Annotated in this window: 15 protein-coding genes; 2 read left to right on the top strand and 13 right to left on the bottom strand. The window is 63.7% G+C overall.

The window, feature by feature from the left end; all coding sequences use genetic code 11:
* Positions 1-5: 5 nt before the first annotated feature.
* The 6 genes from U5A67_RS11855 to U5A67_RS11830 all read right to left on the bottom strand — a co-directional run bounded on the left by U5A67_RS11855 (position 6) and on the right by U5A67_RS11830 (position 6,376).
* The gene (locus tag U5A67_RS11855; RefSeq protein WP_321814155.1) at positions 6-1,298 is read right to left on the bottom strand and encodes an FAD/NAD(P)-binding oxidoreductase; all 1,293 of its coding nucleotides are present in this window, start codon (positions 1,296-1,298) and stop codon (positions 6-8) included.
* Positions 1,295-1,561 carry a (2Fe-2S)-binding protein gene (locus U5A67_RS11850; RefSeq protein ID WP_321814154.1) on the bottom strand — a complete coding sequence of 89 codons (267 nt, stop codon included), beginning with the start codon at positions 1,559-1,561 and terminating at the stop codon, positions 1,295-1,297. The genes U5A67_RS11855 and U5A67_RS11850 overlap by 4 nt, the downstream gene beginning before the upstream one ends.
* Positions 1,554-2,744, bottom strand: a complete 1,191-nt coding sequence (locus U5A67_RS11845; RefSeq protein ID WP_321814153.1) for an FAD-dependent oxidoreductase — start codon at positions 2,742-2,744, stop codon at positions 1,554-1,556. Before U5A67_RS11845 ends, U5A67_RS11850 begins: the two co-directional genes overlap by 8 nt.
* On the bottom strand, positions 2,726-3,694 hold the full coding sequence (locus tag U5A67_RS11840) for a 4-hydroxyproline epimerase (protein ID WP_415767815.1): 969 nt from the start codon (positions 3,692-3,694) through the stop codon (positions 2,726-2,728). The genes U5A67_RS11845 and U5A67_RS11840 overlap by 19 nt, the downstream gene beginning before the upstream one ends.
* Positions 3,695-3,933: 239 nt before the next feature.
* Complete coding sequence (locus U5A67_RS11835) at positions 3,934-5,082, bottom strand: branched-chain amino acid ABC transporter substrate-binding protein (RefSeq protein WP_205982192.1); 1,149 nt, start codon at positions 5,080-5,082, stop codon at positions 3,934-3,936.
* A gap of 349 nt (positions 5,083-5,431) precedes the next feature.
* Positions 5,432-6,376 (bottom strand): dihydrodipicolinate synthase family protein, encoded by a 945-nt coding sequence (locus U5A67_RS11830; RefSeq protein WP_321814152.1) that lies wholly within the window; start codon positions 6,374-6,376, stop codon positions 5,432-5,434.
* 349 nt (positions 6,377-6,725) lie between these two features.
* Here U5A67_RS11830 and U5A67_RS11825 point away from each other — a divergent pair, with 349 nt between their 5' ends.
* Complete coding sequence (locus U5A67_RS11825; protein ID WP_321814151.1) at positions 6,726-7,088, top strand: translation initiation factor Sui1; 363 nt, start codon at positions 6,726-6,728, stop codon at positions 7,086-7,088.
* A 202-nt stretch (positions 7,089-7,290) separates the two neighbouring features.
* Positions 7,291-7,962 carry a hypothetical protein gene (locus U5A67_RS11820; RefSeq protein ID WP_321814150.1) on the top strand — a complete coding sequence of 224 codons (672 nt, stop codon included), beginning with the start codon at positions 7,291-7,293 and terminating at the stop codon, positions 7,960-7,962.
* A gap of 21 nt (positions 7,963-7,983) precedes the next feature.
* Here U5A67_RS11820 and U5A67_RS11815 read toward each other — a convergent pair whose 3' ends face one another.
* The 7 genes from U5A67_RS11815 to U5A67_RS11785 form a co-directional block, all read right to left on the bottom strand.
* Complete coding sequence (locus U5A67_RS11815; RefSeq protein ID WP_205982188.1) at positions 7,984-8,298, bottom strand: helicase; 315 nt, start codon at positions 8,296-8,298, stop codon at positions 7,984-7,986.
* Between the two features lie 295 nt (positions 8,299-8,593).
* Positions 8,594-9,697 (bottom strand): porin, encoded by a 1,104-nt coding sequence (locus tag U5A67_RS11810; RefSeq protein ID WP_205982187.1) that lies wholly within the window; start codon positions 9,695-9,697, stop codon positions 8,594-8,596.
* Positions 9,698-9,734: 37 nt separating this feature from the next.
* On the bottom strand, positions 9,735-10,757 hold the full coding sequence (locus tag U5A67_RS11805; RefSeq protein ID WP_321814149.1) for a histone deacetylase family protein: 1,023 nt from the start codon (positions 10,755-10,757) through the stop codon (positions 9,735-9,737).
* Positions 10,758-10,792: 35 nt separating this feature from the next.
* Entirely contained in the window at positions 10,793-12,262 is a 1,470-nt protein-coding gene (locus U5A67_RS11800) for an NAD-dependent succinate-semialdehyde dehydrogenase (RefSeq protein ID WP_321814148.1), read from the bottom strand.
* A complete protein-coding gene (locus U5A67_RS11795) occupies positions 12,249-13,652 on the bottom strand; it encodes an aspartate aminotransferase family protein (protein ID WP_321814147.1) in 1,404 nt (467 codons plus the stop codon). The genes U5A67_RS11800 and U5A67_RS11795 overlap by 14 nt, the downstream gene beginning before the upstream one ends.
* 68 nt (positions 13,653-13,720) lie before the next feature.
* Positions 13,721-14,785, bottom strand: a complete 1,065-nt coding sequence (locus U5A67_RS11790) for an ABC transporter ATP-binding protein (RefSeq protein WP_205982183.1) — start codon at positions 14,783-14,785, stop codon at positions 13,721-13,723.
* Positions 14,786-14,818: 33 nt separating this feature from the next.
* The gene (locus tag U5A67_RS11785) at positions 14,819-15,628 is read right to left on the bottom strand and encodes an ABC transporter permease (RefSeq protein ID WP_205982182.1); all 810 of its coding nucleotides are present in this window, start codon (positions 15,626-15,628) and stop codon (positions 14,819-14,821) included.

The following is a 15,628-nucleotide window of genomic DNA, read 5'->3' as shown; positions in this document are numbered from 1 at the left end:
CCGTTTCAAGCTTGCGCCTGCACGTTTGTTTGCACGCTGGTTTGCACCGCCATCAGCGTGCCGATACGTGCGGGCGAGAACGGCGGGCGCAGGCCATTGCGCGACCAGCCCAGGCAAAACGCCGCCGCTTCGCCGCAGATCTTGCCCTGGCACGGCCCCATGCCGCAGCGCGTGTGCAATTTGGCATCGCGCCACGTGCGATGTTGCGCGGCATCGGCGAAACGAACGTCTTCGCAACGGCATAGCACCGTGTCCGGCGTGGCAAGGCCGCGCAATTGCGGATCGAGCGCGAAGGCCCCGTGCATACGCGCAGCGAAGTTGCGGTAACGCTGACGCTCGGCAAAATGCGCACGCGCCTGCGCGACGTTGCCAAGCGCCGCGTACGCTGCAATGAGCCCTTCGACAGCGGACAATTCCATGCCGCCCACGCCCGTGCATTCGCCTGCTGCGTAGATATCGGCTTGCGAAGTGGCCTGCAACTCGTCGACTGCAATCGAGAGTACGCCTTGCTTTTCGTCGATATCGCAGCCGAGCGCCGTACCCAACGTGGTATTCGGCACCAGCCCGAAGGCACACGCGAGCCGGTCGCAATCGATCTGCGTCTGCTTGTGCCCTTGCTGCACCGTCACCCGGGTGAGTTTACCGTCGCCCTCCGCCGCGCTCACGTGTGCGCCGCACAGATACGGCGTCGCGCGCAGATCGAACCGCATGCGCGCGGCCTGCACGAGCTTCGCAGGCGTATGCACGAGCGACGCCGCGAATCCGCGCACCGCATGCGCCGGCGCCTGCTCGACGATGGCCGCCACCTGTGCGCCCTGTTCGCGCGCGGTCACGGCAGCCGCCCACAACAGCGGGCCCGTACCGGCAATCACGATGCGCTCGCCGCGCACGGGCATGCCGCCCTTGATCAGCGCCTGCAAACCGCCCGCCCCCGTTACGCCGGGCAAGGTCCAGCCGGGGTACGGCAGAAAGCGTTCGCGCGCGCCGCTCGCGACAATCAGCTTGCGGTAGCCGATCGCATAGCCACGCGAAGCATCTTCCACGAGCAGTTCATGGGGGCGCAGCGCCTGCACGACGCGCGTGCCGCCCAGACGCGTAACATTCGCCGCTTGCGCAATCGCTTCGATTGCCTCGCGTGCGCGCCCTTTGGGCGCATACTGCGGGCCCTGCCGCCAGATCTGGCCGCCGGGCAACGCATTGTCGTCGACGATGCCGACTTTCGCGCCCGCCTGTGCCGCTACGCTCGCGGCGTGCAAACCCGCAGGCCCCGAACCAATAATCAGGATATCGAAATTCATGATTCGGACCTTGCTGTCCTGATGTTCATTCCTTCGGCGCAAAGCGTCTGACATGCCAGCCGATGGCGCACGCCGTCGATCGTCACGCGGCATTCCTGACACACGCCCATGCCGCACAGCGGGCCGCGCGGCGCGCCGCTCACCGACTCGCGCGTGACAATATCCGCCGTGCCGCTCGCCTGCGCGATCGCCGCGATGACCGAACTGCCGTGCGCGACCCGCACGCTGCGTCCATCGATGTCGAGGGTCAACAGATCAGCCATGGCTCACTCCCCTCACATCCATCGTTTCGAAGCGCGCGGGCTGGTACGGCGCCGGGTCGATCGGCAACCCATCGCCTGAGTTCAGCATTTGCGCAGCGATGAGCTTGCCGGTCGCCAATGCGGTCGTCACGCCCAGACCTTCGTGCCCCGTTGCGAGCCAGGTCGAGCGGTGGCACGTATCGTTCGCAAATTGCGCGCCCGGGCCGATCAACGGCAGGCCGTCGCTGGTGGCAGGCCGAAAGCCCGTCCACGCGCGAATGGCGTTGAGCGTTGGCAAGGCGGGCAGATACTCGGCGGCGCGGCGCAGCATGCGCGCAAGAATCTCCGGTTCGATGGCGGGATCGACACTGTCGAACTGCCGCGACGAGCCGATCAGAATCTGTCCGGTCGGACGCGGCTGCACGTTGAACGCAACCGACGTGCCGCTCGCGTTATGCGCGCTCTTGATATAGCCGAGTTCGAGTATCTGATGGCGGATCGTGCCGGGATAGCGATCGGTAATCAGCAGATGACCTTTCTTGGCCTGCATCGGCAAACCCGGCAGCAACTCCACCGACTGAAGCCCGTTGGCCAGCAACACGGCACCTGCCGCGAGCGTCTCGCCGTTCGCGAGCGCCACGCCTTCGCGGGTCACGCGCGCAACCTGCGTATCGAGCCTGCAGGTCACGCGGCCCTTGACTGGTTGCGCGAGCAACCATGCTGCGGCGGCAGGCGCGTAGACCACCGCGTCGTCGGGGAGCATCATGCCTCCGCGCAAGCCCTCGCGCAGTTCGGGCTCGGCTTCGCGTACCTGCTGGGCATCCAGCAGCGAACACGCCACGCCGGCCTGCGCAAGCGCCTGCTGGCGCGTTTGCGCGAGTTCGTATTCTTCGTCGTCGACGGCGACCCAGAGCGTGCCGCAACGCACGAACGCCTCACGCTCGCTCAGGCGCGGCGCCAGTTCGAGCCACAGATCGCGCGACCACGCCGACAAGGCAAACTCGGCCGGCGAATCGTCCATCAGAACGAGGTGGCCCATGCCCGCCGCCGTCACGCCGCCGCCCACGCCTGCGCGATCGAGCACCAGCACGTCCGCGCCCTGCTGCGCCAGTTCGTGCGCGCAGGCGGCGCCGACGATGCCCGCGCCCACCACGATCACATCCGGGCTCGAATACAACGGCTTGCTCACGCGCGGATGCCCCATGCGAAAGGATCGTCGGCGGCGAAAATCAGCTTCGCTTCGGCGCTCACGTGAGCCGTGCCGCGAATGCTCGGGCGCACGTAGTTGCGCGCTGTATTGCCTGCATCGCTCGCATCGACATACGGCGCGTAGCTCGCTTCGAACACGCTGCCGATGATGCTTTCCTGCCGCCACGTCGCGCCCGCAGCGAGATGCGCGTCCGCCGCCAGGCAAGCGATCTTCGCGCTCGTGCCGGTGCCGCACGGCGAGCGGTCATAGGCCTTGCCGGGGCACAGCACGAAGTTGCGGCTGTCGAGGCCCGGCGTGGTGGAATCGGCGAACAGTTCGATGTGGTCGATATGCGCGCCGCCTTCGCCGGTGATGCCATTGGCTTCGAGCGCGGCGCGAATCGACCACGACACGTCGGTCAGCGTTTCGACGTTGGCGAATTCGAGCTTTTGACCGTGATCGGCGACGAGGAAAAACCAGTTGCCGCCCCATGCGATATCGCCGTGCAAGCGACCGAGGCCGGGAACATCGAGCGGCACTTCCGTGCGATAGCGATACGCGGGCACGTTATGCACGGTGACGCTGCCATCGGCGTGCAATTCGGCTTCGACCACGCCAACCGGCGTTTCGATCCGATGCACGCCCGCCTGAATGCGGCCCATATGCGCAAGCGAAACGATCAACCCGATCGTGCCGTGTCCGCACATCCCCAGAAAGCCGACGTTATTGAAGAAAATCACGCCTGCCGAACAGCTGGGATCATGCGGCTCGCACAGCAACGCGCCGACCATCACATCCGAGCCGCGCGGTTCGTTGACCACACCGGCGCGCACATGATCGAAATCGCGGCGGAAGATTTCAAGCCGCTCGGCGAGCGGGCCGCGGCCCAGATCGGGGCCGCCTTCAACGACGAGCCGCGTGGGCTCGCCGCCGGTATGGGAGTCGATAACGGTAATGGAGTTCATGTCGACAATCCTAGGCATCGGCCGTCAAGCCGTCTTGTTCGAACGGGCCCACCGCGATGACGATTTCAGCATAGCGCACGAACGGCGCAGCAACGGGCGAAGTGCCCGCTACACGCCCTGCAGTGTGCGAGTGGGGAATCGAAAAGTATGGGGAATTCACGGCGGGCGCCGATGGAAACATCTGAAGAAGGAAGCGCGTGCGCGGCGGTGCGTCTATGCACCGCCGCGATTCAAACCAATTACTTCGTGCCCACCGTCTGCAGCGGCTTCCACGAACCGTTCACGACCTTGTACACCGTCACGCCGCCATACTTCAGATCGCCATATTGATCGTAGGCGAGTTCGCTGGTCGTGACGCCCTTCATGTTCGTCGCTTTCAACGCGGTGAGAAAGACGTGCGGATCGGTGGAATCGGCTTTCTTCATCGCGTTGAATACGGCCATCGTGCCGTCGTAGGCATAAGGCGCGTAGAGTTCGACCGGCTGGTTGAAGCGCTTCGCGTAACGCTCGCCAAACGCCTTGCCGCCCGGCATCTGCGCAAGCGGGCTGCCTTCCGATGCCGCAAGCGTGCCTTCCGAAGCCTCGCCCGCGACCTTGATGAGGTTATCGGACTGCAGCATGTCGGGGCCGATCAGCACCGATTTGATCGCCAGCGAACGCATCTGTTTGAGCATCGGCGCGGCCTGGGTATCGGCGCCGCCGTAGAAGACCGCATCGGGATTCACGGACTTGATCTTGGTGAGAATCGCGCGGAAATCCACGGCCTTGTCGCTCGTGTATTCCTCGTCGACGATGGTGGCGCCCGCGGCCTTCGCCGCCTTGGCGAACTCTTCCGCGACACCTTGTCCATAAGCCGTACGATCGTCGACGATCGCAATACGCTTGAATTTAAGGCCCTTCACGGCGAAATCGCCGAGCACGCTGCCAAGCTGCGTATCCGAAGTCAGCAAACGGAAGGTGGTGGGCAAACCCAGACGCGTATAAGTGGGCGACGTCGCCATGGCGATTTCAGGCGTGCCGGCTTTGGCGTAAATCGGCGCGGCCGGAATGCTGGTGCCCGAGTTGTAGTGGCCGATCACGGCCACCACGCCGTCGTCCACGAGCTTTTGCGCGACCGTCGTGCCGGTGCGGGGATCGGCCTGATCGTCCTGCGCGTCCAGCACAAAATGCACGGGCTTGCCGCCGATAACCGGATTCGTGCCATTCATATCTTCGATCGCCAGCTGCACGCCGCTGCGGAAATCCGCACCGTAATGCGCCTGGCCGCCAGTGAGGGGCGCTGCAAAACCGATCTTGATGTCGACCGGTGCCGCGGCATAGGAGCAGGTTGCGCCGGCCAGAAGGCCCGTGACTAACGCAGTGGAGATGACCGTCCGTTGGAATTGCATTGTTCTCTTGCTCCTCGATAGTGGATAACCCCGGTACCCGCAACCTTGCTGGTGTGGTGGGCACTTGCCTCTCGTTTTCCGGCTTGACCGGTGGTTGGCTGAAGCAATATAAGATTCCAAAAATCGAGGAGTCTTGAGGAAAATCGACAGTGAAAATGCAGAAATCGGCATAGTGCCTGGCACGCGCAACGCTGTGCTTTCCTCTCGCGAAACTCACTGCTTGTTCACTGCCTGTTCAGCGTTTTTTTAATAGCGTCGATAAACAAAAAAAGCGCCCTGTCGAAAGGGCGCTTTCTCATACTTCATTGCGGCGTTGCTGCATTGCCTGGGCAATGCAGGCGTTCAAGCCTCAGGCATTCACTTCCTTCGACCAGCCCGCGTACCAGCTACGGAACAACTCATACTGCGTTTGCGCATAACGGCGTTGCGCTTCGCTCAGCACATCGGTTTCATTGAAGTGCAGCGTATATTCCTTATCGCCATTCAGGACCATCAGATACTTGTAGTACAGCACCAGATCGGTTCCTTCGTCGAACGACGACAGCACGGCCAGCGCCGCTTCCAGCTCACGCGCCTGACGACGCGCCGTGACATCGCCCTTCGCGGCCTTGCGGCACAGGTCGACCAGTTGCAGCACTTCGCGCGGCAGCGCATTGCCGATGCCGGTGATCGCGCCCGTGGCGCCGCAGTTGACGAAGCCATGGAACACCTGGGTGTCGACGCCCGCCATCAGCGTGACGCTGTCGTCCTGGCTGGTGATGTGCTCGGCGGCGTAACGCATATCCGCCGCACCGCCAAACTCCTTGAAGCCGATCAGGTTCGGGTACTTGGCGCGCAGTTCGAAGAACAGATCGGCGCGCGTGGCGAAGCCATAGTACGGGCTGTTGTAGATCACGGCGGGCAGCGCCGGAGCCGCTTCGAGAATCGCGGCGAAGTGCGCCTTCTGCGCCGCAGCCGACGCACCGCGCGACAGCACGCGCGGAATCACCATCAGGCCGCTGGCGCCCACTTTCGCGGCGTGCGCAGCATGAGAAACCGCTTCCTTCGAGTTGACGGCGCCCGTGCCGACGATAGTCGGAATGCCGGCCGCCACCAGACGCGCGACGCCTTCCTGACGTTGCGCTTCGGTCAGCAGCGGCCAGTCGCCCATCGAACCGCAGTAAACCACCGCCGACATGCCGATATCGATCAGCTCGCGCCCCTTGGCGACGAGTGCGTCGAAATCCGGCGTGCGCTCTGCCGTGCACGGGGTCATGAGGGCCGGAATCGTACCCGTGAAGATGTTGTTGCTCATGATGTTCCTTTGGGTCCTGAATGAGTGTGAAGCCGCTTATCGGGTTTGCTTGTTGGGTTCGCTTTGGGCTATATCCGTGCAGAACACGCCATCGCTGCGAGCGCGCCGTGCGTCGTGCGCCGTGCATCGGTCAGGCCGGTTGCATCGATCGTGTTCATGCCGATAATCGTAGGCAACCGGCGCCTGGCCGTCTTGTTCCCGTAGCCCGGCTGCGATGACGATTTCCGCATAGCGCTCCGGCCGCGCCATTTCGGTGCAGGCTGGCTCGCCCTTCGCGGCGGGCAGGACGCAGGCGCGCCACCTGTTAAAATGACCGGTCGTCAGCCTTGAATTCCCTCAGCCAAAACACATGAAAAGCAGTTCGAAGGGCGGCCTCGTTTATTCCACGGAAAGCGGGCGGATGTGTCCCGAATGCAGGCGTCCCGTTGCGGAATGCATCTGCAAAACGATCGCCGGAACGAAACCAGCAGGTGACGGCGTCGCGCGGGTATCGCGCGAAACCAAAGGCCGGGGCGGCAAGAGCGTGACCATCGTGAAAGGACTCACGCTCGATCCAATGGCATTGGCCGTTTTAGGCAAACAGTTGCGTACGGCCTGCGGCTCGGGCGGCACCGTCAAGGACGGCACGATCGAAGTCCAGGGCGACCATTGCGAGCGCATCGTCGAAGAACTCAAGAAGGCCGGTCATAGCGCGAAGCGGGCCGGAGGATAACGGACTGGATTGACGGCGAGTACCCTGCTCCGTCAAAGACTCACTGGCGGCCAGGGCCGGATATCGCGCATCCGCATCGGCCACGGCCAGCACGCTCTGGTCATGCCGGATCGGCACATTCACTATTTATCCGCATGAAAAGCGGCGCGTGGCGTACCCCAGTACAGCGGTACCGCGACGCCATCATGCTGAAGAGAAACACATGAAGAAAGGCAAACCCAAACTCACTCGTCTCGATGCCGAACGGCTTTTCGAGGGACTTCCCGCGAGCGTCACGAAAACGTCGAGCCGACCGGAAAACCCATTTGAAGTGAATCCGTTCAAGGAGTCGAATCCGTTCAAGGAAACGAAGCTTGAAGCAAAACGCGCCGACGACGAATCCACGCTCTGGAAAGACAACCTCGTCACGCTGCCGAAAGCGATTGAATTGCCCGCGAGTTACCCGTCGGTATCGGCGATGCGCGAAGCCATGGTGCGGGCGTGGCGCGTGAGATGGGTTCGGGAAGAAAACCATTCGGTGGTGGCCGAATTCCCGGAAGGATGGGCAGCGGTGCGTCCGCCGAGCGGTCCGATCCAGCTACGCGACTCCGCCGGCGTGATCCGCGCGCTGTATGGCTGGGCCGAAGACGCCGAACTCCGCGTGCTGCCCCGCTACCTCGTCGAGGCGCAGGCGAACAGCACGACGGGGCTGGGCAGCCTGATCGTCCGCGATCGCGAAAGCAACCGGATTCTCGAACGTTCGTCGACCTGGTCCGCTAAAACGGGTACCAATCATCCGGACTGGAACAAACTGTCGATGTGGCTCGACACGAATTATCCGCATCATCTGGACCCGCTGCGGTACTGGAAGGATTGCGAAGACAATAGCCAGTAAGGTCTTCGTTGACGCGGGGTTTTATGCGTCCTTCAACCAGGGCATTTCCACCGGCGACACCACGAGTTGCTGCCCTTCCCGCTCCAGTTCGAAAATGAATCCCACCAGGATCATGGAATCGGCGTAAGGAATGGGAAATACGTGCGGATTGTCGGCCGTCAACAGACGGCGCGTGGGCGTGGCTGCGGAGCTCGCCGCGTTTGCGCGCACGCTTTCCAGCTCGTCGGCCATCGCCGGGCCACTGAGTTTCGTGACGCGGCTGCGCAACTCGGTAAACGGCTCGATGCGCGCGGCGTCTTCGTTGTACTCAGGCACTTCATAGATAAACCAGCTCATGGGTCTCTCCCTGCGAAAAAGGCGGCCATTCTAGCAGTGGGTTTTCTCGCAGTCTCGCGCATCTCAACGGCAAGCTTAGTCCGCCGTTAAAGGCGCCACTGATGCGCCGCTCAATAAAAACACCGCGAGGCGCGATTTTGCGCCTCGCGGTGTTTTCCATCTGTTAGCTTTTTTCCAGCCGCACGGCCAACTCTGCGCGAATCGAAGATTCGCTCGGCGTGGATGCAGAGACGCTAGACCGTTAGTCGCATTATCGATATGCACGCAGTGGGTATTCTATCGCCCGCGTCACGCATCAGAAGTTGTGCAGCACGCCTACGCGCGCATTCCCCTGCCAGCTCACCTGCGACGGGGCAAAGTCGTAAGCCGTCACGGGGTCCACGCCCGACGACGCCTTCAGATAATCGACCGACGCATAAATCTGCGTACGCTTGGACAGGCTGTAATACGCACCCAGGCTCACCTGATGCCATTTATGGCCCTCGAACCGCGTGTGCTGATACGCGAGCGCCGTCAGCAGCGCAGGCGTCGCCTGCCACGTCACGCCGCCCTCGTAGACCTGCATCACCGTCGCATCGCCCTGATACTTGAGGCGCGTATTCGTCATGTTCGCGATCAGCGAAACGTCGCCGATCGCATAGCTCGCGCCAACCCCGAGTGTCCCCAGCGAATCGAGTTCGAACGATTCCTGCACCGGCGTCACGACATCGCCCTCACGCGTGACGACGGTGCGGCCCATAAAACTGCGCAAGCCCATCGCCGCATACGGATCGAAAGTCGTGCCCGCGAGATAGGTGTACGTCACGGCCGCCGTGAAGGGCCCATGGTCGTAAAACACGCCGCTGCTCCACGCACTGCCCTTGTGGAATTCGCCCGCGGTATTGCTGAACGCGTACATCGCAATGGCCGACAAACCATGAAAATCCGGCGAGCGGTATTTCACCGAGTTGTCGAGCCGGTCGCCGAGCGTGCGGTCGAGATCGCCCTGGTGAAAGCCGTAGCCCGATGCGATCGCGGCCACGTTGTAGTCCCACGCGAAATCGGTGGTCGCGTCGTACTGGCGCCCGAACGTGAGCGTGCCATAGGGTGAACTCAGGCCCACATACGCTTGACGTCCGAACATTAGGCCGCCCTGCCCGAGCGAACCGTTGTCGAGGCTAAAGCCGTTTTCGAGCTTGAAGACGGCCTTCATGCCGCCGCCCAGATCTTCCGATCCGTCGAGGCCCCAGCGGCTGCCGCGATAAACCCCGCTTTCCATGCGCACGTTATGCGCGCCGCCTTCGTTGTTGACGACGGTCATCCCTTCATCGAGGATGCCGTACAAGGTCACCGTGCTTTGCGCATGGGCGAGCCCCGCCATCGACGCCGCGACCGCGGCGAGCGCTATTTTGCCTTTCATTGCGAACCCCTTTGCTGTTGTAAAAAGTGTGTGCGCCTCAGGCGAGGCCGCCGAGAAACCCGAGCAGCGCGTCCTCGATCGCGCCGTGGTGATAGCCGCCCTCCTGCACGATCACCGTGGGCAGCGACTGCGCCCGCATGAGTCGCGCGATCCGCGTATAGGCAGCGCTGGTGATGTCGAAGGGAGAAAGGGGATCGTCGCCGTGCGCGTCCCAGCCTGCCGCGATCACCAGAGCCTGCGCGCCGAATGTGCTCGCACGCTCGAATAGCGCGGCCACGGCGGCGACGAACGTGTCGTCGTCGGCGCCGGCGGGCAACGGGATGTTGAAATTCGCGCCCAGGCCCGCGCCTGCGCCGCCTTCATCGGCCGCACCGCTATAGAACGGGAACGTGTCGCGCGGATCGGCATGCGTCGATGCGGTAAGCACATCGGCGCGCGTATAGAAAATCGCCTGCGTGCCATCGCCGTGATGCATGTCGAAGTCGACGATCGCTACGCGCTCGAAACGCTCGCGCAAGCGCGTCGCGGCAATCGCCGCGTTATTGAAGAAGCAATAGCCCGATGCGCGATCGCGTTGCGCGTGATGGCCGGGCGGACGGCATACCGCGAGCGCAAGCGCTTCGCCGGCCAGCACCGCATCCGCCGCCGACACCGCGGCTTGCGCCGACCAGTACGCGCCCTCGAACGTGCCCTCGCCGATCGGGCAACTCAGATCGCCCATATAAACGCCAGCCTGCGCGAGTACCGGCAGTCCCGCGCGATCGCCCACGCTTTCGCGCGACGGCGGGAACACGTTGGGAATCACTTCGCCGTGTGCGCCATCGACACGCCAGCGCATCCAGGCGTCGCGCACGAACTCGACGTAGCCACTGTCGTGCACAGCAAGTATCGGCGCGAGTCCGGCGTCTTTCGGCTCGCTCGTCACGCACCCCGCGCGCTCCAGCGCACGTTGCAAACACGCGACGCGTTCGGGATTTTCGTGTGCCGCCGTAAAGCGCCCGCGATAAAACGAACGCGTGGGCCGATGCCGCATCTGCCGGTCTGAATAGAAGGCTTTCATTAATTTTGGATGCCTAAATATGGTGCGCAAAAAAATTACGGCAAGGGATCGAACTGCGTGATGAAGCGTGTCGCCAGATAACCGTCGAAGGTTTCGCTGCCACCTTCGCTGCCGTAGCCGCTATCGTGCAGCCCGCCAAACGGCGTTTCCGGCAACGCCAGGCCGAAGTGATTCACGCTGACCATGCCCGCTTTCAGCCTTCGCGCCGCATGATGCGCCTGCGCCGCCGAACGCGTAAATACATACGAAGCCAGCCCGAAAGGCAACGCATTCGCCGCATCGATCGCGCCGTCGAAACTGTCGAACGGCACCACCGCGGCGAGCGGCCCGAAGGGTTCTTCGCGCATTACGCGCGTCGCGCCGAGTTCGCCGCACAGCACCGTGGGCGCGTAAAAGTACCCGCGTTCCCGCAAACGCGAGCCGCCCGTCGCGAGCGTGGCGCCGTGAGCGATGGCGTCGTCGACCAGGTCTTGCATCGCCTGCACGCGGCGGGCGTGACACAGCGGCCCCATCTGCACGCCGGGTTCGTCGCCCGCGCCCACACGCGTGGCGCGCATCGCCTCCGTGAAAGCTCCGACAAACCGCTCGTAGGCCGGCCGCTCGATGTAAAAGCGCGTGGGCGAAATGCAGACCTGCCCCGCATTGCGCAGTTTCTGCACGGCGAGCGCGCGTGCGCAGGCGTCGATATCGGCATCGGCGAAGACAAGCACGGGAGCATGACCGCCCAGTTCCATCGTCGTGCGCTTCATGTAGCGGCCGGCCAGCGCGGCCAGTTGTTTGCCGACTTCGACCGAACCGGTGAACGAGACCTTACGCACGATATCGTCGGCAATCAGCCGCTCGGACAACGCCGACGGCTTGCCCCACAGGAGATTCAGACAGCCATCGGGCAAGCCCGCTTCCTGCAGCGCGCGGCCCAGCGCCACGACGGCCGAAGGGGACGCCTCCGGCCCCTTGAGCACGAGCGTACAACCCGCGCCAAGCGCCGCACACACCTTGCGCACGGCCTGGCTGAAGGGAAAATTCCACGGCGTAAAAGCCACACACACGCCCACCGGTTCGCGCACGACGCGCTGCTGCACACGCACGTCGCGCGAGGGAATCTCGCGCCCGTAAATGCGGCGGCATTCTTCCGCATGCCAGACAATGTGATCGGCTGCGAAGCGCACTTCTGCCAGCGCTTCCTCGAATGGCTTGCCCTGATCGCTCACGATGCCGGTGGCGATCGCCGCTGCCGTTTCCAGCACGCGCTCGGCAAAGCGCCGCAGCACGCGCGCACGCTCGTAGGCCGATGTCACGCTCCAGTGCACGAAGGCGCGTTGTGCGGCCGCGAGCGCGGCGCTTATATCGGCATCGTCGGCGTGCGGTAGCCAGCCGATCTCGCGCTCCGTCGCGGGATCGAACACCGCTTCGCCTGCGCGCGCGTGTGTCTGCCAGCGGCCGTCGATCAACAGCCCGAGCGTGGCGTAGGGTGTCGTGCAGGCGACGCGTTCAGAAGTCGACATGGCCGCGCTCGCGTGCATAGACCAGCGCGTCGTCGAGCGCGCGTTCGATCCGCTCGACCAGATCGTCGATCTGCGTTTCGTCGATGATCATCGCGGGGCACAGGCTCAGCGTATCGCCGAGCGCGCGCGTAATCACGCCATGCTCGCGCGCACGCTGGCCCGCAAACGCGGCCACGCCCGCCTCCGGTGCGAAGTTCTCGCGCGTAGTTTTGTCGCGCACGAATTCCAGGCCCGCGACGAGGCCGCTCACACGCGCTTCGCCGATCAGCGGATGCGCGCCAAGCCGCGCGATGCCCTGCGCGAAGCGCGGCGCCACGCGTCGCACGTGACCGACGATATCGCGTTCCTCGTAGATCTTCAGCGCCTCCAGCGCCACGGCGGCGGCAACCGGATGCCCGCCGTAAGTGAAGCCGTGCGAAAACGAGCCGAGCTTCGCGCTCTGCGCAACGAGTACGCGTTCGATCTTCTCGTTGATGAGCAGCGCCGAAATCGGCATATAGGCGGCCGAAAGTTGCTTGGCCACGCTGATCATGTCCGGTTCGATGCCGAAGGTCTGCGAGCCGAACCAGTTGCCGGTGCGGCCGAAACCGCAGATCACTTCATCGGCGACGAAGAGAATGTCGTACTTGCGCAGCACGGCCTGTACTTTTTCGAAGTAGGTTTTCGGCGGCACGATCACGCCGCCCGAGACCATCACCGGCTCCGCGAAAAAGGCCGCTACGGTGTCCGGGCCTTCGCGCAGGATCAGCGCTTCGAGTTCGTCGGCGCAGCGGCTGGCGAAGGCTTCTTCGCTTTCGCCGGGCAAGCCGTTGCGATAGTAATGCGGGCACATCGTATGCAGCACGCCCTGAATCGGCAGATCGAAATCGCGATGATTGAGCGGCAGCCCCGTGAGACTCGCCGACGCCACCGTAACGCCGTGATACGCACGCAGGCGCGAAATGATCTTCTTCTTTTGCTGGCGGCCGATTGCGTTGTTGTAATACCAGATCAGCTTCACGGCGGTGTCGTTGGCTTCGGAACCGGAGTTGGCGAAAAAGGCTTTCGCCATGGGCACAGGCGCGAGCGCGAGCAGCTTTTCGGCAAGTTCGATGGCAGGCGCCGTCGATTTGTGCGCAAACGCATGATAGAACGGCATCGCGCGCATCTGGCGTACGGCGGCTTCGACAAGACGTTCCTCGCTAAAGCCCAGGCCCGCGCAGAACAGCCCGGCGAGCCCTTCGATATAGCGCTTGCCGTGTTCGTCGATCACATGGATGCCATCGCCGCCAGTGATAACGTGCGCGCCGACCGCTTCATGCAGGCTCAGATTCGTATAGGGATGCAGCAGGTGCGCGGCGTCGCTGCGTTGCAGTGCGCTCGGCGCAATGACTTCGTGAGGGGCGTTCATGGGCAAATCCTTTTTTGTTCGCTAATACAGGGAGAGGGGTTCGATGCGGGGCGCTCGCGCGCTCGACCTCACACCACCACATGCAGATCCGACGACTTCCAGCCCACGGCACAGCGCGCACCGGGCGCAAGCTCGCGCGCTTCCGGGCCGCGCACACGCACACGCAGGGCGATGTCGTCGCAACGGCCGCTCAGCAGCACGCTGTCGCCGTAATTGACCATCGTGTCGATCAGTAACTGGCGCTGCACGTCGCATTGATTACGCGTGACGGCTTCGCCGCAATGGATCATTTCGGGGCGCAGCAGCACGTCCACTTTCGCGCCCGGCGTTGCCTCGAAGCGCTTGCGACCGGTGAAGTCGCCGCCTGGCAGCGCGAAGCGTCCCTCGCCGAGCGCGCGGCCTTCGAACAGATTGCTGTCGCCGACGAACGAAGCGACAAAACGCGTCGCCGGTTCGAAATACACCTCGTCGGGCGTGCCGATCTGCTCGATGCGGCCCGCGTTGAACACCGCGATGCGATCGGACATCGTCATCGCTTCGGTCTGGTCGTGGGTCACGTAGATCATCGTCACGCCCAGATCGCGATGAATGCGCTTGAGCTCGATCTGCATATGCTCGCGCATCGCCTTGTCGAGCGCGCCGAGCGGTTCGTCGAGCAGCACCACATCCGGCTCGAACACGAGTGCGCGCGCCAGCGCCACGCGCTGCTGCTGGCCGCCCGAGAGCGCCGCCGGGTGACGCGCCGCGTAGCCGCCCAGCCCGACCATCTCCAGCGCCGTCTTCACGCGACGTTGCTTTTCGGCCCGGGCAACGCCGCGCATGCGCAGCGGGAACGCCACGTTATCGGCCACGCTCAGGTGCGGAAACAGCGCATAGTTCTGAAACACCATGCCGATATTGCGCGCGTAGGCGGGCACATTGTCGATCGCGCGACCGGCAATGCGGATCGCGCCGGAACTGGCGTGTTCGAAGCCGGCGATCATCATCAGCGTCGTGGTCTTGCCCGAGCCCGACGGGCCGAGAAAGGACACGAACTCGCCGGGCTGGATGTCGAGCGATACGCGATCGACGGCGCGATGCTGGCCGTCGTAGGTCTTGCTGACCTGGTCGAGCGTGAGGGAGCGGGCTTGCATGGGAACCTCAACGAATAATGGGCAAACGGCTGATCAGGAACGTACGGCGCCAGGCGCGACCGGTGCGACAGTCAGGCGCCGGCGCACGAGACGCACCGCGAGCGGCGCGAAAATCGCGGCGCAGACGAGCGCGAGCAGAAACGACGACGCAGCGGAAATCACCGGATCGGCTTCCATACGGAAACTGTTGAACATCTGGCGCGGCAGCGTGCCGGTGTCCGGGCCTGCGAGAAACACGGCGATCACGGCTTCGTCGAAGGACTGGATGAACGAGAACAGCGCAGCGACCATGACGGCCGGACGCAGCACGGGCAGCGTCACGAGAAAGAACGTGCGCAGCGGCCGCGCGCCCAGATTCATCGCTGCGCGTTCGAGATTGCGGTCGAAGGATTTGATGGCGGCGGTCAGGATCAGCGTCGCGACGGGCAGCGCGAGACAGGCATGCGCAACGATCAGGGCCGCAAAACTCTGGCTCATGCGCAGGCGGCCGAAATACGTGTAATAGCCGAGCGCCATGACGATCTGCGGCACGATCATCGGCATCATGAGCAGCAGGTTGAATGCGCCGCGCCCGAAGAATGTGTGACGCACGAGCGCAAACGAAGCGGGAATCGCCAGCGCCAGGGCGATCAGCGTCGCGCACGAAGCGATAAACACGCTATGCCACAGCGAGCCCATCCAGTCGGGCGAAGCGAAGAAGCGCGCGTAGCTGGCCGCCGACCAGCCGGGCGGCGGGAATTCGAGCGAAGCCGCCGAACTGAACGACATCGGCACGACAATCGCGAGCGGCGCGATAAGCACGAGCGCGATGAAGCAGGCGAGAATCTGCACGGGCTTTTTCAT

It is taken from the genome of Paraburkholderia sp. J69-1 (assembly GCF_905220255.1).
Taxonomy (GTDB): Bacteria; Pseudomonadota; Gammaproteobacteria; order Burkholderiales; family Burkholderiaceae; genus Paraburkholderia.
This window is presented reverse-complemented; position numbering and strand designations above follow the sequence as displayed.